Annotated in this window: 17 protein-coding genes and 5 tRNA genes; 16 read left to right on the top strand and 6 right to left on the bottom strand. The window is 34.0% G+C overall.

Annotation, left to right across the window (positions count from 1 at the left end):
* The first annotated feature begins 45 nt into the window (after positions 1 to 45).
* The 9 genes from DFR56_RS10575 (at position 46) to DFR56_RS10535 (ending at position 7,926) form a co-directional block, all read left to right on the top strand.
* Positions 46 to 1,683 carry a Na/Pi cotransporter family protein gene (locus DFR56_RS10575; RefSeq protein WP_110395412.1) on the top strand — a complete coding sequence of 546 codons (1,638 nt, stop codon included), beginning with the start codon at positions 46 to 48 and terminating at the stop codon, positions 1,681 to 1,683.
* Between the two features lie 598 nt (positions 1,684 to 2,281).
* Positions 2,282 to 2,356 (top strand) — tRNA-Asn (locus DFR56_RS10570).
* A gap of 3 nt (positions 2,357 to 2,359) precedes the next feature.
* Positions 2,360 to 2,433: transfer RNA gene (locus DFR56_RS10565), tRNA-Met, on the top strand.
* A 7-nt stretch (positions 2,434 to 2,440) separates the two neighbouring features.
* Positions 2,441 to 2,517 (top strand) — tRNA-Ile (locus DFR56_RS10560).
* Positions 2,518 to 2,528: 11 nt separating this feature from the next.
* A tRNA-Ser gene (locus DFR56_RS10555) sits at positions 2,529 to 2,621 on the top strand.
* A 25-nt stretch (positions 2,622 to 2,646) separates the two neighbouring features.
* Positions 2,647 to 2,719 (top strand) — tRNA-Phe (locus tag DFR56_RS10550).
* Positions 2,720 to 3,067: 348 nt separating this feature from the next.
* On the top strand, positions 3,068 to 3,679 hold the full coding sequence (locus tag DFR56_RS10545) for a superoxide dismutase (RefSeq protein WP_110395411.1): 612 nt from the start codon (positions 3,068 to 3,070) through the stop codon (positions 3,677 to 3,679).
* A 148-nt stretch (positions 3,680 to 3,827) separates the two neighbouring features.
* Positions 3,828 to 5,057, top strand: a complete 1,230-nt coding sequence (locus DFR56_RS10540) for an MFS transporter (protein ID WP_110395410.1) — start codon at positions 3,828 to 3,830, stop codon at positions 5,055 to 5,057.
* A 769-nt stretch (positions 5,058 to 5,826) separates the two neighbouring features.
* Positions 5,827 to 7,926 carry a peptidoglycan D,D-transpeptidase FtsI family protein gene (locus DFR56_RS10535; protein ID WP_244916483.1) on the top strand — a complete coding sequence of 700 codons (2,100 nt, stop codon included), beginning with the start codon at positions 5,827 to 5,829 and terminating at the stop codon, positions 7,924 to 7,926.
* 36 nt (positions 7,927 to 7,962) lie between these two features.
* Here DFR56_RS10535 and DFR56_RS22945 read toward each other — a convergent pair whose 3' ends face one another.
* From DFR56_RS22945 to DFR56_RS10515, 4 genes are all read right to left on the bottom strand, one after another.
* On the bottom strand, positions 7,963 to 8,568 hold the full coding sequence (locus tag DFR56_RS22945; protein ID WP_110395408.1) for a hypothetical protein: 606 nt from the start codon (positions 8,566 to 8,568) through the stop codon (positions 7,963 to 7,965).
* 24 nt (positions 8,569 to 8,592) lie between these two features.
* Entirely contained in the window at positions 8,593 to 8,946 is a 354-nt protein-coding gene (locus tag DFR56_RS10525) for a hypothetical protein (protein ID WP_110395407.1), read from the bottom strand.
* Positions 8,947 to 9,615: 669 nt separating this feature from the next.
* Positions 9,616 to 10,302, bottom strand: coding sequence for an aspartate/glutamate racemase family protein (locus tag DFR56_RS10520; RefSeq protein WP_110395406.1), 687 nt, complete (start codon positions 10,300 to 10,302; stop codon positions 9,616 to 9,618).
* Position 10,303: 1 nt separating this feature from the next.
* Positions 10,304 to 10,984 (bottom strand): GntR family transcriptional regulator, encoded by a 681-nt coding sequence (locus DFR56_RS10515; protein ID WP_110395405.1) that lies wholly within the window; start codon positions 10,982 to 10,984, stop codon positions 10,304 to 10,306.
* 319 nt (positions 10,985 to 11,303) lie between these two features.
* Between DFR56_RS10515 and rpmG the strand changes: the two genes are divergently transcribed.
* From rpmG to DFR56_RS10500, 3 genes are all read left to right on the top strand, one after another.
* Complete coding sequence (gene rpmG, locus DFR56_RS10510) at positions 11,304 to 11,453, top strand: 50S ribosomal protein L33 (protein ID WP_110395404.1); 150 nt, start codon at positions 11,304 to 11,306, stop codon at positions 11,451 to 11,453.
* A gap of 938 nt (positions 11,454 to 12,391) precedes the next feature.
* Positions 12,392 to 12,970, top strand: a complete 579-nt coding sequence (locus DFR56_RS10505) for a 5-formyltetrahydrofolate cyclo-ligase (RefSeq protein ID WP_244916481.1) — start codon at positions 12,392 to 12,394, stop codon at positions 12,968 to 12,970.
* A gap of 29 nt (positions 12,971 to 12,999) precedes the next feature.
* The gene (locus tag DFR56_RS10500) at positions 13,000 to 14,196 is read left to right on the top strand and encodes a rhomboid family intramembrane serine protease (protein WP_158525601.1); all 1,197 of its coding nucleotides are present in this window, start codon (positions 13,000 to 13,002) and stop codon (positions 14,194 to 14,196) included.
* 10 nt (positions 14,197 to 14,206) lie between these two features.
* Here DFR56_RS10500 and DFR56_RS10495 read toward each other — a convergent pair whose 3' ends face one another.
* A complete protein-coding gene (locus DFR56_RS10495) occupies positions 14,207 to 15,040 on the bottom strand; it encodes a hypothetical protein (protein WP_110395402.1) in 834 nt (277 codons plus the stop codon).
* Between the two features lie 472 nt (positions 15,041 to 15,512).
* Between DFR56_RS10495 and DFR56_RS10490 the strand changes: the two genes are divergently transcribed.
* On the top strand, positions 15,513 to 15,710 hold the full coding sequence (locus tag DFR56_RS10490; protein ID WP_110395401.1) for a YqgQ family protein: 198 nt from the start codon (positions 15,513 to 15,515) through the stop codon (positions 15,708 to 15,710).
* 67 nt (positions 15,711 to 15,777) lie between these two features.
* Complete coding sequence (locus DFR56_RS10485) at positions 15,778 to 17,670, top strand: LTA synthase family protein (RefSeq protein WP_110395400.1); 1,893 nt, start codon at positions 15,778 to 15,780, stop codon at positions 17,668 to 17,670.
* Between the two features lie 414 nt (positions 17,671 to 18,084).
* Here the strand turns inward: DFR56_RS10485 and DFR56_RS10480 are convergent, their stop codons facing one another.
* On the bottom strand, positions 18,085 to 18,264 hold the full coding sequence (locus DFR56_RS10480; RefSeq protein ID WP_110395399.1) for a DUF2759 family protein: 180 nt from the start codon (positions 18,262 to 18,264) through the stop codon (positions 18,085 to 18,087).
* 165 nt (positions 18,265 to 18,429) lie between these two features.
* Here DFR56_RS10480 and DFR56_RS10475 point away from each other — a divergent pair, with 165 nt between their 5' ends.
* A complete protein-coding gene (locus tag DFR56_RS10475) occupies positions 18,430 to 19,071 on the top strand; it encodes an MBL fold metallo-hydrolase (RefSeq protein ID WP_110395398.1) in 642 nt (213 codons plus the stop codon).
* Between the two features lie 161 nt (positions 19,072 to 19,232).
* Positions 19,233 to 19,720 (top strand): RNA-guided endonuclease TnpB family protein (locus tag DFR56_RS10470; RefSeq protein ID WP_146214280.1); only part of this gene is annotated, 488 nt, incomplete at its 3' end.

The raw sequence follows: 19,720 nt of genomic DNA, 5'->3' as shown, positions 1-19,720 counted from the left end.
ATAGGGACTGGAGCATTACTATATTAACTTGTAGGTGATAAAGAATTGGCTGATACAGTAGATTTACAATCAATTTTATTTGAATTTATTGGCGGACTAGGAATTTTCCTTCTCGGGATAAAGTATATGGGAGAAGGTTTACAAAAATCTGCTGGGGATAAATTAAGGGATATCTTAGATAAATTTACGAGCAATCCTTTTTTAGGAGTACTAGCAGGTGCACTTGTTACAGTCTTAATTCAAAGTAGTTCAGGTACAACGGTTTTAACAGTTGCTTTAGTGAATGCTGGATTTATGACGCTTAGACAAGCAATTGGTGTCATTATGGGAGCAAATATTGGTACAACAGTAACTGCTTTTATTATTGGTTTAAATATTAGTGAATATTCTTTACCAATCATTGCAATTGGGTGCTTTTTACTATTCTTTTTTAACAATCAAAAGATCAATATTCTTGGACAAGCTATTTTCGGTTTTGGTTCTTTGTTTTTTGGTTTAAAATTAATGAGTAATGGTATGGCACCATTAAGAGAACTAGAATTTTTCCATGAACTTACGGTTAATATGAGTGATAATCCTATTTTAGGGGTTGTCATCGGTACAGTGTTTACGTTAGTCGTACAAAGTTCTAGTGCGACAATTGGAATATTGCAAGGGTTATATGCGGAAGGAGCAATCTCTTTACATGCCGCAGTCCCAGTTTTATTTGGGGATAATATTGGAACGACAATTACAGCAGTTCTCGCAGCATTAGGTGCATCAGTTGCAGCAAGAAGAGCTGCTTTTACGCATGTATTATTTAATTTAATCGGTGCTACTATCTTTTTATTTGTTTTAGGACTTTTTATTAAATATGTAAGCTTTTTACAAGCTTCATTAAATTTGAATCCAGAAATGACATTAGCGTTTGCACATGGAAGCTTTAACATCGCAAATACAATTATTCAATTCCCGTTTATTGGTGCCTTAGCTTGGATTGTGACAAAATTAGTTCCTGGTGAAGATATAACGGTCGAATATAAATCAAAACATTTGGATCCTATTTTTATCCAACAATCATCCACTGTCGCTTTATCACAAGCGAAAGCAGAAATTATTCGTATGGGTGAGTATAGTGTTAAAGGATTAGAAGAGACGAGTTTATACGTAATGACGCAACAGGAAAAACATTCGGAAATGGCGATGCAAATAGAAGGAGCACTGAATAGTTTGGATAGGGAAATAACCAATTATTTAGTTAGTATTTCTAGTGGTATTTTATCTGAGGCAGAAAGCGCAAAACATACAGCCTTAATGGATTCGGTTCGTGATATCGAAAGAATTGGCGACCATTTTGAAAATATCATTGAATTAATGGAATATAAAATTTCTAATAAAATTAATTTAACAGAGCATGCTCATGAAGATTTACATGAAATGTTTGATTTAACAATTTTAACGGTTAAACAGGCTGTAAAGGCGCTAGAGCTTATGGATAGGGAAGAGGCATTAGTCGTTGTCCAAAAAGAAGACCAAATTGATAAGATGGAAAGAAAATTCCGCAAAAAACACATTATTAGAATGAATGAAGGGCTATGTTCCGGTTCCGCTGGAATAGTATTTGTTGATATTATTAGTAATTTGGAAAGAATCGGTGATCATGCTGTAAATATTGCTGAAGAAGTATTAAATGATAGCCAATAATCGAATAAAAAGGTATGTATGGGATGTTTTATTAATTTTTTTCAAAAAAATATTGACAAGATATTAAATCCGTGGTAAATTATATCTTGTCGTCTGTTTTAGCAATACATAAAATAAAACATCTCCTATCATACGTTTACTTTATTGGACAAGCTATTTCTTTTGAATTATAATATCGAGGGACACAACATTTCAAGATTAGGATTTACTTAGTACTACTTAGAAAGATCTGCGAGGAATGCGAATGCATGACGAGCTTTAAAGTTACAAACCTTTTTTTAGAATATTATAACTAATTTATTTTATTCCACAGTAGCTCAGTGGTAGAGCAGACCGGCACAAAATGAGATTATTATTTCAGTTAACTTGAAAAGGTCTGCGAGGAATGCGAATGCATGACGAGCTTTAAAGTTACAAACCTCTTTTTAGAATGTTATAACTAATTTATTTTATTCCACAGTAGCTCAGTGGTAGAGCAGACCGGCACAAAATGAGATTATTATTTCAGTTAACTTGAAAAGGTCTGCGAGGAATGCGAATGCATGACGAGCTTTAAAGTTACAAACCTCTTTTTAAAATATTAACTATTTTTTTTTATTCCACAGTAGCTCAGTGGTAGAGCAATCGGCTGTTAACCGATCGGTCGTAGGTTCGAATCCTACCTGTGGAGCCATATGGCGGCGTAGCTCAGCTGGCGAGAGCGTACGGTTCATACCCGTGAGGTCGTGGGTTCGATCCCCTCCGCCGCTATCCATTAGGACCCTTAGCTCAGTTGGTTAGAGCTATCGGCTCATAACCGATCGGTCGCAGGTTCGAGTCCTGCAGGGTCCACCATTATAAAACTCGGAGGAATACCCAAGTCTGGCTGAAGGGATCGGTCTTGAAAACCGACAGGGGTGTCAAAGCCCGCGGGGGTTCGAATCCCTCTTCCTCCTCCATTTATTTTATTCATACATATATAACGGCTCGATAGCTCAGTCGGTAGAGCAAAGGACTGAAAATCCTTGTGTCGGCGGTTCGATTCCGTCTCGAGCCACATTTTTATACAAGCGGATTGCTTGTTTTTTTATTGCAGGAAATCAAGTTTGCTTCATATTCATGATACCTCCATATAAATGGTAACTATTTCGGGAGATTGGATGTTCGTGACGAAAAATAAGTATGCTAGCTTATCGGCTAGAATTGGTCACGTCATGTGACTGACATCGACCTAATAAGCCCTTCAACATCACGGACAACTATTTTTGATAATCCAATAGTTCATTTTACAAAGAATTAATGAATAATCTAAGTAAAATGATGCGAAAGATTTGCACGAATATGGAAGCTCTGATAACCTTTACATATAAGATACCAAAATTTTTCTGAAGGAGAGGAATAATTTATGTCAAAGTTTGAATTACCTGAATTACCATATGCTTATGATGCATTAGAACCTACCATTGATAAAGAGACAATGAATATTCACCACACAAAGCATCATAATACGTACGTAACAAATTTGAATGCGGCTTTAGAAGGTCATCCAGATCTTCAAAGTAAAACGATAGAGGACTTAATTAGTGATTTAAATACTGTTCCAGAAGATATTCGTACAGCAGTACGTAATAATGGTGGAGGACACGCTAACCACAGTCTATTCTGGAAAACGCTATCTCCAACAGGTGGTGGAGAGCCAACAGGCGAGCTTGCAGAAAAAATTAACGAAAAATTTGGTAGCTTTGATGCATTTAAAGAAGCATTTGAAAAAGCTGCAGCAACACGTTTCGGCTCAGGTTGGGCATGGCTTGTACTTAGCAATGGAGAAATTGAAGTGACGAGTACACCAAATCAGGATTCACCGATTATGGAAGGAAAAGCTCCTTTACTAGGTCTTGATGTTTGGGAGCACGCTTACTACTTAAACTACCAAAATAGACGTCCTGAGTATGCAAAAGCATTTTGGGATAAGGTTAATTGGGACGAAGTAACAAAAAATTATAATGAAGCAAAATAACATAGAAAATACAAGTAATTTCTAAACATGCGGAGAATAAATTTTCTCCGCATGTTTTTGTTTTCATTCCCTGAATTTATCTAGAAAAAAACTTTACATATCTCTCCCGTAGTTGCTCACAATATAATTATTAAAGGAGTCTTGTGATATGTTGAAGTTGGCATTGTTTTTTTTAGATAAAAAGTCATTAAATCGAGATTTAGTTTTACTACTTACAATTGGCGGATTGTATTCTTTAGGGATATTTTTATCGAATACATTTGTCAATGTCTATTTATGGCGTCAGGCGAATGATTTTATCGTTATCGCTATGTATAATTTGGCGATTTTTATTTTTCAGCCAGCAACATTCGTATTAGCCGGAAAGTTGGCAAAGAAAATCGACCGGATCATCGTACTACGATTAGGGGTCACTTTTTTATCAATCTTTTTCCTCACTGTTTTAATTGTTGGAGAAAGGGCGGCAACATATAATTTTCTTCTAGGTTGTTTATTAGGGGTTGGATATGGATTTTATTGGTTAGCATTTAATTTGCTAACATTTGAAATTACAGAGCCTGATACAAGAGATGTATTTAACGGATTTATGGGTGGTTTAGAATCACTTGGCGGAATGATTGGTCCTTTGTTGGCAGGTATTATCATTGCAAAAATGACAACTAATATTGGATATATGACTGTCTTTTCCCTCTCATTCGGCTTATTTATTTTAGCAGTAATTTGTAGTTTCTTTTTAAAACGAAGAGGTGCTGATGGAAAATATGATTTAGTTACTGTATTAAAAGAGATCCAGCATAGTAAAAATTGGAGAAATGTTATTAGTGCAAATATTTTTCAAGGAATGCGTGAAGGTTTATTTGTATTTGTTATTACTATTTGGGTGTTTTTAATTACAAAAAGTGAATTTGCCTTAGGAATGTTTAATTTATGTTTAAGTGGACTTTCTTTCGTTTTTTATTTACTCGTCACAAAATTGATCAATCAACCGATGAGAAAAAAAGCAATCCTTTTAGGTAGTATGATCATCAGCTTTTCCGTTTTTATTATTTTATTTGATTTAACCTATGTTCATTTAATAACATATGCGATCGTAATTGGGATTGGATACCCGATCATCAATGTTCCTTTTAATTCAATGACTTATGATGTTATTGGACAAAGTAATTATGCAAAAGAGCTTCGAATTGAATATGTCGTCACCTTAGAAATTTTTGTGAACGCAGGACGGATTTTATCTATTTTAATTTTCATTTTATCTGTTACGTTTATTGATAAAACAACGCCAATACCTTACTTACTTGCGATCTTTAGTCATGCTTATTTATTGATTTTTTATTTTATGAATAAAGTACATTTGGTATATGAAAAAAATGGCTGAAACTATCCTTATTAACTCAACTTGCGCAGAGTGAAATGGACAAAAAATTAAGTAGGATGAAGATACATTGCTCAAGTTGACTTTGGATTAAAGTAAACATTCCATGTTTGTGTGGAATCCGAATTCACGAAGACTCCTGCGGGAATAGCAACAGCCGAAATTAGTTGAGGCGTTGCCCGCGGAGAGCGAAGTGGATTCGGATGGAACACATGTACACAAACCTTGGGGACTTTTTCAGTGGCCTTAGGAAAGGCATCGGTGAGACTACGCAGTGCGTAGCACAAGGAGGCTCATCAGCCGCCCGCGGAAAGCGGAGTGTATTTCCGTAGCGGTAGGTCATCCCGCTATCTGAAGTTACTGCACAGTTTATTTCTTCTATGTCAAAAACAATCAATCTATTCGGTAGGAGAAGGATTTACAGTCCCAATATTTTGAAAAAGGGTTTATTATACCGAGGTGTTCAAGGAGATCATTAGAAGCACCTCAATCTTACCTAGGCGAACTGTTTGAACTCATTTTATTGGTGCGAAAGTTGAGTTATTAATTAATTTTCTACTAGTAAAATGCTATAATTAATTAGTGTGATTAAATAGAGAGGTTGTTCAAAAAGTTCGGTAAAAATGACACTTCGCATTTCTTTGTTGGCTTGCTTTTTTCGCTACTTACGTATTAAGAAGAATACGCTGGGGTGCGGGGATCTACGCCGCCTCGAATGCTCGGTCTTTTTTTAACCTCCTTTTTGAACACGTACTTAAGGGGGAATGATTGGGTGGACAAGAAAAAAAATAAAGAATCACGAGTTCCCTTTCGTTTAAATATATTATTTTTTATTGTTTTTATATTGTTTTCTATCCTCGTATTACAATTAGGAATCGTACAAATATTACAAGGAGAAAGCTTTCAAGAGGAGATCGACAGGACGATTCAGGATACATCTAGATCACCAGTTCCGCGTGGGAAGATGTTTGATCGAAATGGAGAAGTAGTTGTCGATAATCAGCCATTATATTCGATCACCTATACACCTCCGAAAAGGGTGCAGGCGGAAGATAAATTAAAATTAGCCAAAAAGTTAACTAATTTTATTACGATGGAAAAAAATGAAATTAAAAAGATTACCGAACATAATAAAAAAGAGTATTGGTATTTAAATAATGTAGAAAAAGCGGTGGAGCGACTGACCGATAATGAAATAGAAAAATTAGATGATGTCGAACAATACAAACTTGCGCTCAAAAGAATTACAGAAGAAGATATAAGCGACTTTACGGATGAAGACTTACAAATCATTGCAATTAAACGTCAGTTAGATAAGGCATATGCGTTAACTCCTGAAGTAATCAAAAACAAAGATATTACAGTAAAAGAATATGCGAAAATTGCCGAACATTTAAGCGATCTTCCCGGTATCAATGCGACAACTGATTGGGAAAGACAATATAAATACAATGATACGATTAAATCGATTATCGGATCCATTACTTCCCAAGATCAGGGGATTCCTGCTGAAAAGGAAGATTATTACTTAACGAGAGGGTATAATCGGAATGATCGGGTTGGAAAAAGTGGTTTGGAAGAACAATATGAAGATGTGTTACGTGGCAGAAAAGAACAAGTGCAATATACAACGACTAAAACTGGAAATGTCATTGGTTCAGATATCGTTGTTGACGGTGAAAGAGGGAAAGATCTTGTCTTAAGCCTTGATATGGAATATCAAGAACTAGCAGATGAAATTTTATTAAAAGAATTAAAGGCCGCTAAAGGACGAGGAAATTACTATTTAGAAGATGTGCTTGCTATCGTATTAAATCCGAAGACGGGGGAAATTTTAGCATTAAGTGGACAGCATTATAATAAAGAAACAAATGAATATGAAAACACCCCACATAAAGTGCTATATGATGCTCATCGCCCAGGCTCAACAGTAAAGGGAGCAACCGTCTTAGCGGGGTTACAATCTGGTGTGATTACCCCAGGGCAATACTTTACAGACAGCCCGATCAAAATTGCTGATACACCACTAAAGGGGTCTTATAAGCCATTAGGATCGGTAGATGACTCATCTGCCTTAAAATTATCATCGAACGTATATATGTTTTATATTGGACTTCGGATGGCAGGCGAATATCGCTATCCATTTCCAAGTAACGCCAAGGCGGCATTGAATCCAGAAGGTATGCGGCTAATGAGAAATTATTTTAATCAATTTGGTTTAGGTCTAAGTACCGGAGTTGATTTTCCATTTGAATCAACAGGTTATGTGGGGCCAGATTCAACTAAAATAATGGATCTCGCAATTGGTCAGTATGACACGTATACGACATTACAATTGGGGCAATACGTTGCAACGATTGCCAATGACGGAAAACGAGTTCAACCACATCTAGTAAAAGAGATCAGAAATCCATCGGTTGATAATGAACTTGGCTCTGTTTATAAAGTGAATCATCCGAACGTATTAAATGAAATTGATATAGACCCAAGTTATGTGAAACGTGTTCAAACGGGATTTTGGCGAGTATTTAATGAAGTTAATGGTACTGGTTATCGTAATTGGGCGGGAAATGGCTATGGTGCTGTCGGTAAGACGGGAACCGCTGAGAATGAGGTTTATTTAAAAAGGGATGATGGTTCAACTTATCGAGTAGATGTTGAAAACCTAGCATTAGTTGGCTATGCACCTTATGATGATCCGGAAGTAGCTTTCGCTGTAATCGTACCCCAATTAACTAAAAAAAGCGGCGCTGATATTAACCATAAGATTGGTCGACAATTATTAGATACGTATTTTAAGCTAAAAGAAAACCGTTCTAGTTCTGGTAATGATGGTGAAATGACAGATGATGAGGAACAAAATGAGGAATAAAAATGGTCTGAAACGTTAATGTTTCAGACCATTTTTTTAGTTACTTCCTGGATATGTAGTAATTACTTCGGCTAATTCTTTATGGCTCATATCACTATTTACTTTGAATTTCCCAATTTGGAGGCGAGTACTATACCCATTATCATCAAGATAATCTAAAAACTTTTGGCGATCATCAATAATCTCGTTTTCTACTAATATATCAGCAATATCTTGTGATACGACGCCTTCTTTTGTTGTAAATGTTGCTTTTTTCACTTCATCTTTGTCATCTTCTTTATCTTTGTCTGCATCATCATTTTTCGTTTTTTTGGATTTCTTTTTCTTAGAGTCTTTTTTTGTTTCTTTTTTCGAATCTTTTTTAGCTGTTGATTCTTTCTCTTCTTTATCTTGCTTTTTCTCTTTATCCACTTTCTCTTCTTTTACCTCTTCTTCATCCTTCTCTTCATTTTTTAAGGAGAATGAGATAAATTCATCTTCTGTAATCACTCGATAGCCATCAGATTCAATTTGTGAAATTAATGTCTCAACAGGAATCGTTTCGACATCCGCAGACGAAGTGTCGGAAAATAAATAAAATCCGTATAAAAAAATGGCCGAAGTTAGTAAACCAAGTGAAAAAAAACGAATGGATTGTTTCATTTTATTTTTCAATCTCCTTATTTACTAAATATTATTAGTTAAAATCGTTTGGATATCGTGACTACTTAAGTCTGTTTGTTTAGAAATATCCTCTATAGAATAGCCTTGCTGAGACAAATGATACACTTTTTGTAATAGCAATGGCTTATTTTTAAGTGATGGCGGAATATTTTTAAAAGACGTATTTTGTGGATCTCCCGACAACAACTCTTCTTCTAAGATTTTGATCTTCTTTTTCATTTGATATGTATCTTGCATCGTTGCAATTGAAAATTGCTCTAATTGGTCTTCTAACTTTTGATATTTATCTTCCATAAAAAAGGAACTGATAAACAAAATAAGAGCGATTACAACGATAGATACGCATAAATAAACCATATCCTCATACCTCCAGTCTAATTTATATTATACTATGAAATGCGCTGCCGATGAAGTATTATTTTAAAAAGCTTATACTTTAACGGTTGTAAGGGGATCTAGCATCTCTATTATCTAGTGTTTTAACAGTTTTCGCACAAATAAAATCGGTGTATTCCCTTATCAGATCAAGAGATTCATCTCTTCGAATATCCCTTTAAGCAAATAGTAGATTCATCGAGTAGAAAGTTGGGTTATTACAATTTTTATAGAAGAAAATGAGAGATCAAATCTTGAAAGACTTTAAGGAGTAACTAAGGTATATCTTGAACAGGCAAGAAGAAATCGTTTATAGTTGCCTAACTTGAAAATATAATATTTTATTACTCCCTTTACACGTTTGATCATACAGACAAAAGGATTAAAAATGGTTTCTATTTAAGGAAACTTGATAGAAATGGCTATAATAAAAATTAAATCACTTGTATAGTTCGTTATGTATTAACACCTTTCCGATATTGCAAAGGTTTTAATTATTTTACATAAAGCTTGCCTTGTATCATTGGGAGTTTACAAAATGATATCGGTCTCCTTCATATTAATAGAAAAATGTCCTGTTTAATGTTAAAAGAGTTTCTATATTAATCCCCAATCATAAAAATTCTTTTCTATACTTTATCCACATCCTAATCAATGACTCTCAAGAAAGTTCAGTACAGCCTCTACATGTAAGGTCATCGTATCTAACACACGAACAGGGCAAGTTTCTTGGTGGATTAAGAGTGGTAATTCTGTACAACCAAGTATTACTCCATCGATTGGATACTTGTTTATAATTTCAAGTATTCTTTGTCTAGATTGATCTGTAATCTTGTTTATGACGAGTTCATCAAAGATAATAGTATTAATCTCATCTTGTTCTTGATCAGAGGGAACAAGTAGTTTAATCCCATTCTTTTCAAATATATCTGTATAGAATGTTGATTTCATTGTATAGTTAATTCCAGTCAATAATACATTTTTTAAATTGTATTTAAGAGCATTTTTTACCGTTTCTTCTACAATGCTAATCATCGGAACATTTGCATGAAAAGCTACTTGATTGAAAACAGAATGAGGTGAATTGGCTGCCATAATGATGACATCCACACCAGATTTTTCAAGTGAATAGATGCTGTTAGATATATAGTCGATATAATCTTCGGTTTGTTGATTGTTCTCCAAGTCTGTGAAGTACTGGAAATCAAGGCTGTGAATTTTAATTTCTGGGTAGTAATAATCTTTATTTTTCTCATAGTATAGATCAACTATTTTTTCATAATATTTAATTGTTGAAGCTGGGCTTATCCCACCAATAATCCCGATTGTCTTTTTCATTTTACATGTCACCTTTTTCTATTAAGTATTTTTGAATTCTTTCCATTCCATTTCTCCAATTTTGTTCAACAGAATCAAGCGTTAAATTCATATCATTTTGTTTAAATGCTGCAATAATTTTTTTGTGTTCAGAAAACGATAAGTGAACCCCTTTTGCTTTGTCATAATAAAAGAGTTCTATTCTTTTTAGTTTTTGTTTAAGATTTGCAAGCATTTTTTTCAATTCCGAATTTGATGACAGTGAGATAAAAAGGGCATGAAACTCGGTGTCTTTTTTTACAGCAGTAAAATATTCTCCCTTTTGAATAGAATGATACATTTCCTGATTCACTATTTCCATTTTTTTAAGATGTTGATTGGTAATTTTAGTAAACATATCCTCAACAGCCAGTTTTTCAAGTGTATAAGCAATGGAATAATAATGTGAAATTTCATCATAATTGATCGGAGTCACAAAGGTGGAACTATTAGCTTTCGTTTGTACAAAACCTTCATTCTCAAGACGTAGAAGTGCTTCCCTAATTGGTGTTCTGCTCACACCAAGTTGTTTAGAGATCTCTTTATCTCGGATTTGTTGATCAGCTCGTAACGTGCCAGTAACGATCCAATCTAATAATATTTCGTATACTTCATCACGTATAAATGTACGCTGGATTTTTTGCTCCATATGTAAGTAATTCATTCAGTTTCACCAACTTTAAATATATTAAATGTAATATATCACATACAAGTAAGAAGTGCAATTGGAGTTAACAGATGAAAGACAACCCAATTTTGTACTATTTATTGTCATCTGAAGTGCTTGCATCTGTCAAAAATTGCCCATTTTAAGTGAATAGTTTTCAATAAGAAATCGTAAATGATATTAAAAATGTAATTTCATTTCATTAAATGCTTTGAAAAAATAAATATTATCATACATATTGCTAGAATTGCATGTATCTGTTATTATTATGAGGGTAAAATAGTATAATTGTATTAGAAAGTTTGGAGGGATAAGGATGCGCGTTAATATTACTTTAGCTTGTACGGAAACTGGAGACCGAAATTATATTACAACCAAAAATAACCGTAATAACACAGAGCGTATTGAATTAATGAAATATTGCCCACGCTTAAAAAAACATACACTACATCGGGAAACAAAATAATGTATGAATAAAACTCTTACCAGCTAATGGATAGGAGTTTTTTGTTTGTAAACGGATATTACGGCGGTTATACGGTATAATACTTTTTCATTGTTACCTACTGTTTGTTCGATTGATCATGTCTGTATTAAGTTGCGAAAGTGCGTCGTCATGAATGCAGAAAAAGGAGGGTCTATGAAATTAAACAATCCGATTAATTTTGACGGTACGAGTTTTTGTTATTTCTCCAACGGTTTTGGTCTTTTTGCTCTGGAAGTGACCCGAATACTTCATGCATTTTGATAACATGATGTAGTTTCGTCGTATTTGTATAGTCTTTTTCCAATACCCAATTTTCTTAATATGGTACTATTTATATTGAGTATTGATAAACTGTATTTATAGTCAACCAATCTCTAATAGTATTATAACCGACATTCGTATGGAAGCTTCATTGAAGGCTTGGAGGAATAAAATGATAATTTTACAAAAATATTCCACAACATAGAGATTCTTACTCAAATATCCTATCTCCAGCTTTAATGAGTATGGAGGAATGAAGAGTTATCTGAAATAGCTTTATTCAGTAGAGATACACCACTTTTTCATCGACTCTCACAAGAAAATGTAAAAGCGCACCTTAGTTGTTAAAAGGTGTTAAATGAAAAATTAACAGAAAGTCATTATAGAAGGGGGCAGGTAACCCTACTGTTCTAGAATAAAAGGATTTAACCAATTTTTATATTGCGCAAAGGATCCCCTTCTCCACACCCCAATATTTCTTCTATCGTTCTTCGGACTAATTGAATAAGCATATTTGTTTAAAGACTTAGAAATAGCTGTTACTCTGTTCACCCTAACGTTAACAAGTAGAGCTATTTAACTTAAACTCTTGATGTATAAAGTTTATTTTAAAATTATCCTTGATTTTAAGGTATAATTGATAAAGAGGTGCTCAAATGGTGAATAAAGCAGATTTACGAGAAAAGATGATCACGCAATTGAAACAACTGGATCCAGAAGTGAAAAATGCCGTTGAGCTGCGTTTTTTTGCCCATTTAATCTCCAGTAGTTTATGGAAAAATGCTACGGTTATTGGCACGACTATTTCGCAAAAGATGGAATGGGATACAAAGAGATTAATAAGGCAAGCATGGAAAGAGGGGAAAACGATTGTTATCCCGAAATGTAATAATAAGAAAAAATTATTGACATTTTACAAAATAACAAGCGAAAAAGACCTTTCAATAGGCTATGCTAATATAAAAGAGCCACGTGTTGATGTAACAGAAAAAGTGGATAAGGAATCAATTGACTTATTACTCGTTCCAGGAATTGTATTTGATGCTTATGGATTTCGGATTGGTTTTGGTGGTGGGTATTATGATCGTTTCCTGCGAACATTTCAACAGCCAACGATTTCACTTGTTAGTAAGATGCAACTAATGGATCAAATACCTACTGAGGAGTATGATATTCCCGTTCAGTTTATCATTACGGAAGATGGCTGTAAAGAAGTGGATAATAGAACGTCTTAACTTTGATATACTATATAAGGGGGTGCATGATGTATATTACAGAACAGTATTATATGTATCGTTTAGCATATGATCTTATTACGGAAGATAATTTTGAGATGCTACATATGAATATGAAAACGAATGAACTGTGGCTCGAAAAGAAGGAACGAAAGGTTTCTAAAATTATTCGCTTTGTACACCAAGGGTTCGATTGGAAAAATCATCTTAAATCAGATATTGCCTCTGTCTTTCAACGGGTAAAATCAATGAACCGTTTTTTTACTGGCAAAAATATTAACATTTACAATGTATATGTCACATCACATGAACCTGTAGATGATTGGGAAGTGCTCAAGAAACCGATGATATTAAAAGAAAAGAAGCCTTTAAAAATGAACGTTTTTTATGTGACAGAAGATAATATAGAAAATGAACAAATGAGATTATTACGCCAAATAGATTCGTCTGTTTACCATAACATTCAACTACCAACCGAGCTAGAACAAGAAGAATATGTTGAAAAGTATAAATCAACCTTACACAGTCTTTTATACGACAAAAATAAGGAAATAGAGAATGTATTTACATATGGTAAGCCTCGCTTTACGTATATTTTTATTGTACTAAATATATTCATGTTTTTAATGTTAGAGTTAAACGGGGGCAGTACAAACATAGATAACTTAATTCAAAGTGGAGCTAAATATAATCCAGCTATTATCGATGGAGAATGGTGGCGGATTGTATCATCGATGTTTTTACATATTGGAATGTTACATTTAATCATGAATATGATTGCACTATATTATTTAGGAATGGCTGTTGAAAGAATATATGGGTCGACAAGATTTTTAATTATTTATTTTTTAGCCGGGATTGGTGGTGGACTCACCAGCTTTGCCTTTAATATTCACGTTGCAGCAGGTGCATCGGGAGCATTATTTGGTTTATTTGGTGCATTACTCTTTTTTGGAGTAATATATAAACATTTGTTTTTCCAAACGATGGGTAAAAGTGTTATCCTTATTTTAGCAATAAATCTCGTCTTCGGATTTATGGTTCCACAAATAGATATGGGAGCCCATCTAGGGGGATTAATTATGGGGTTTATAGCGTCATGTATTACTTTTTTACCCCAAAAAAGAAATATTATCGTGCAAATTTTTTCTAGTGTCGTATACCTTGTTTTACTTGTATATTTACTTTTATATGGAATTCAAATGAATACTTTATTATTCGGTTAATGTAGAAAAGTTACGGTAATTGCTGAATTAATTTTTGCTTTTTATTGTTTAGTTCAAATATGACAAGTAAGTGACTATTATCTTTTGCGATCATGATTAAAGGAACATAATGTGGTGTATCGTTGGAATCATCTGCTAATAAAACGATATAATTTTTATATAATCCTTCCCAAAGTTGTCCAATGATTTGTTTCGTTTCTTCTTCTGATCGTCCAGGAAGATTCTTTTTCTCATATTCTGCTAATTCAGTAAGAGGAATTAATGTATATGCTTGTTGGTCAATATGTAAATCGTTCATTAATTTATTCCAATTGTATAATAGTTGTTGTTTTGTTATTTCATTAAGCTTTTTCGCCCATTTTTTTTCATACTCTGTTTCGGGAGTATGATAAGTATGCACTTTTTCACCATCATGAATATAATATAGCTCGTTAGTCGACATTTGTTGGATGCTATTTATTTTATCTTCGTTATGATGAATTTCTCCATGATGGAAAGAAATCGCTTGTAAGAAACTGCTGTTTTTTTGCGGGAAGTCTTTCTTTGATTCAAGGTGGGCAACTTGCTCTCTCCATTTGCTTAGCACACCTTTAAATTTTCCGTTTTCATATAATAAGGAAACATCTTGGCGTAAGTAAGCTTCTTCATTACTCGTCGATTCAACAGACCAAATAAGTGTACCTTCGTTCTCACTAGGCGAAATACTCGTGTTAGCTTGTTCAAAAAAAGCTTGTTCATCGATCGGGAAATATTGCATAGTCGTAGTCACAAATTTACCTTTAACAATATATACTAGTAAAATAAATGAAATGATGAGTAATGAAATAACGAAATATTTTTGCATGTCCAACATCCTTTATCAATTGTAGTATCGATACATTATATGATAGAGAAAGCTGTTTATTCATTGGAACTTAGCTTTTGGATCATTTTTAACAGATAAGAGATAAAACTTTCTCCCTATATGTGTTCCTTTAATTCTAGCAATAAAAAGCTTGGTAAATAAGCTAATCCCTTATTTACATAAGTGCAATATTACCTCTGACTCGCCCAACGGCTATTTTAGGGAAGGCCGACTAAGGACAGGCTTTGCGCCTAACGTCGGCATCTCCCTATGAAGGGGCATGTTTTCTTTCAGCAAAAACTAGCTATGCCTTATAACAACACAGGCTAAGAACGCCACGGCGTGTGTTGACGCTTGCACTAGCACGGTCCTATGCCCGTAAGTATAGCATCATCTCTGACCGCCTAACAGCCAGTCAATCGATGTGTTATCTGGAGCGATACGATAAGTTTTCTAAAGAATGGTGATCTTGATGAAAAATATGTATGACATTCGAACCTTATTAAAAAAATATGGTATATTTATATATACTGGAAATAAGTTAGGAGATCTCGAATTAATGGAATATGAAATTCGTGATTTATATAATGCGAAAATGATACCACTAGTTGAATTTCAACAAGCAATACTAATTATAAAGAGGGAAGCATCATTATTACATAAAATGTAATGTTTATTTCTCATGTAAAAGGGTATGTAACAAATTAAAACATCTGTCATTTTTTAGGAGGATATATATGGAAAAAAAGCGGAATCATATGCCGCTATTTCTCCAAGCGGGATTATTGTTCGGTTTAAAGACGTATATTGTTTATCGATTTATTTTCCAAATAGATATAGATAATTTGATGCAAGAAGTAATTTTATTCATTAACCCATTTATCACTTCGATCATCTTTTTTGGGTTAAGTATTTGGTTACAAACAACAAAAAAGCAACTATTGTTTATTCGGTATAGTGCGTTAATAGGAACGATTATTATTTATTTCAACCTGTTATTTTATCGATCATTTACTGACTTTTTAACCATTCCACAACTATTTCAAACGAGTAATCTAACAGATCTTTCATCAAGTATTTTTTCTTTAATTAAACCGTTTGATGTATTATTATTCGTTGATGTCGTCATTATTTGGTATATATGTAAAAAAAGAGAAGCAATTGTCCGATTTTTTTATGGAAAAAGGCATAAAGTATTTGCACTCGTTATTTCGCTGTTACTTTTGTCGGGTAACTTTTTACTAGCCGAAATGGAGCGCCCACAATTGTTGTCACGGGCATTTGATCGCGAATATTTAGTGAAAAATATTGGCATATTTTATTACCACTTATATGATGTGGCGATGCAATCTAAAATGCGGACACAAAAAGTACTTGCAGATGATAATGATTTATTAACGATCAAAGGCTATATTAATGATGAAATAAGAAGTAAAGAGGAGTCTGGATTATTTGGGATTGGAAAAGGGCGTAACATCATATTTATTTCAGCTGAATCCATTCAGTCGTTCGTTATTAATAATGAAGTACATGGAGAAGCGGTTACCCCATTTTTAAATAGTTTAGTAGATGACCCAAATACTTTTTACTTTGAAAATTTCTATCATCAAACATCGCAAGGTAAGACGTCTGATTCAGAATTTATTACGGAAAATTCTTTGTATCCGATTTCGAGTGGGGCGGTCTTTTTTACGCATGCTCAAAATGAATATCATTCCATGCCAGAGATTATGAAGAAAAAAGATTATCAATCAGTAGTCTTACATGCAAATACGAATAGTTTTTGGAATCGAAACCAAATGTATGAAAGTTTGGAAATTGAGCAGTTTTTTGATAAAGAATTTTTTGATGTAACAGAAGAAAACGAAATTGGTTGGGGATTAAAAGATAAAGAATTTTTTACCCAGTCGATTCCTTATTTGCGGGAATTAGAGCAACCTTTTTATGCAAAGATGATTACAATAACGAATCATTTTCCGTTTGAATTGAATGAAGGAGATAGGTCGATTGAGCCTTATGATTCAAATTCAAATACATTAAATAATTACTTTCCTACTGTTCGCTATACAGATGAAGCGATTGAACAATTTTTTATTCAACTAAAAGCTGCCGGATTGTATGATAACTCAATGATTATTATTATGGGAGATCATGACGGAATTAGTGCAAACCATAATAAGGCGATGGCAATGTATTTAAATAAAGAAGAAATCACACCATATGATTATATGCAGTTACAACGAGTTCCTTTTTATATTCATATTCCTGGCTATGGGGAAGGAAAGAAGATGTCTAAAATTGCTGGGCAAATCGATATAAAACCAACGCTACTTCACCTATTAGGAATTGAAACAAATCATGATATTTATTTTGGGAATGATCTTTTTCATGATGATAGAAAAGGTTATATCGTACAGAGAAATGGAAATTTTGTTAGTGACGAGTATGTTTATGCAAGTGAAATTTGTTTTGATCGCGAAACAGGAGAAGTATTAGCGGCAGAAAGTGAGACAACAAATCAAGTAACCCCATGTTCTCCAATTAAAGAAAAAGTTGAAAAAGAATTAACCTATTCGGATCAAATTATTTATGGAGATCTTTTTCGATTTATTGATTTTGAAACGGAATAAGAAAATGAGTTGTCTATGATGGCTCACTTATATGATAAGTAGGGGATGGCCATCTCTTGCATAAAAATACTAGATTGTTTCATGGGATGTCTAAGAGAAATTGGAGCAAAGCTTGACGTGATAGAAGTGCAAGGGTTTTGACTATTTTACCAAAAAACCTTTGCACGTAAGTTGAAACTAGAATCCTATTGAAATGAACGACTCTAGTTGTCTAGAGTGATAGTGACTCACTCCAGTGGGAGAAGCGACGGGGAAACACAGACGAAGAACGCCACGTCCTAGGACTGCGCTTACTCGTCCCGCCGTAGAAGCACTAGCATGTCCTATGCGCCACCCTAAGTAAAAAAAGTAGAGGATAAAATGGTTATATTTTATCCTCTACTTTTCATGTTTTAAGTAATTTTTAATCATTTGTTAAGAACATATTCCCGCGTCAGTTAGTGTACATACAATCGTCATAATTGAGAAGAAACCGAAGCTTAAAGCTGAAGCTGCTGAAAAAGCTAAAGCAAAATAGTTTTTAAATTGAAGTTGTCTTAAAACAGATACAACTGAAAGTAAAGCGACGACTAGTAGAATAATTGCTAAAACCATTTTAATTACATCCTCCTTATGTACGTGTTAAAATAAAAAAGGTACTATTCAATGAATATATTTTATGTAACAGCACAACTATTATTCATTTTATAGTATCCCCATTCATTTGTCGAGTTATATTCATTGATAAAATATTACGAAACGGTGGCGGAGGTTTTATACATGGAAATTCAAACATTATCATTGGGACCACTTGGAACAAATTGTTACATTGTTAGTAAAAATAATGAGTGCCTTATTTTCGACCCGGGTGGAGACGCAAACCTTATTGTACAATATGTGACTAAGAACAAATTAACCCCAAAAGCAATTTTACTTACACATGCCCATTTTGATCATATTGGTGCAGTTGATTTGTTAAGAAAAAAGTATGCCATTTCTGTCTATTTGCACGAAAATGAAAAAGATTGGCTTGATGACCCATCATTAAATCGTTCCAGTTTATTTTTTGGTCGAGATGGTGGAATTAAAACGGAAAAACCGGAACATATTTTAACGGAAGGAACAATACAAATAGGTGCATTCTCCATCGAAGTGATCCATACACCAGGTCATTCACCAGGTAGTGTGACGTTTATTTTTAAGGAAGAGAAATTAATCGTAAGTGGAGATGTTTTATTTCAGCAAGGAATTGGTCGTACGGATCTCCCAGAAGGTAGCATAAACGAATTGGCAAATAGTATTGTAACAAAATTATATACACTACCAAATGAATGTATAGTTTACCCTGGTCACGGACCAAATACGACGATAGGAAGCGAAAAAGCTTCAAACCCTTTTACCCGACAATTTTATACAGAGTGAGTCCATTTATAATCGCACTTACTTTATAAAAATGTCCAGAACACCCGCGATTTCAATCGTGTGATGAATGGACGCCTGGGAGCTATAAATCTAATCTCAAATCTATTTGCAAACACACGTTCCACAAAGTATAATGAAAGTATAAAAACGAGGTGGATCATGTGTTGAAACATAAAGCCTATCAATTTCGGATCTATCCCACTAAAAATCAAGAAAAACTAATTGCTAAAACAATTGGCTGTGCAAGATTTGTGTACAATCATTTCCTTCATCTATGGAATACGGCATACTCCGAGACTGGAAAGGGATTATCGTATAATCAATGTTCTGCCATGCTTCCTAAAATGAAAAGGGTAGAAGAAACGGAGTGGTTAAAAGAGGTTGATAGCATTGCCCTTCAGTCCTCCTTGAAAAACCTCGCTGATTCTTTTTCTCGTTTCTTTAAAAAACAAAACGAAAGACCCCGATTCAAAAGTAAAATGCACCCTGTTCAGTCCTACACTACAAAATACGTCAATCAAAATATCTCTATTGATGGTAACCTCCTGAAACTACCTAAAATTGGGCATGTACCATTCGCTAAAAGCCGGAAACTACGTGGGCGTATACTTCGTGTGACCATTCGCAAAAACCCAAGTGGAAAATACTT

The sequence above is a fragment of the Pseudogracilibacillus auburnensis genome (assembly GCF_003201975.1).
GTDB lineage: Bacteria > Bacillota > Bacilli > Bacillales > Amphibacillaceae > Pseudogracilibacillus > Pseudogracilibacillus auburnensis.
This window is presented reverse-complemented; position numbering and strand designations above follow the sequence as displayed.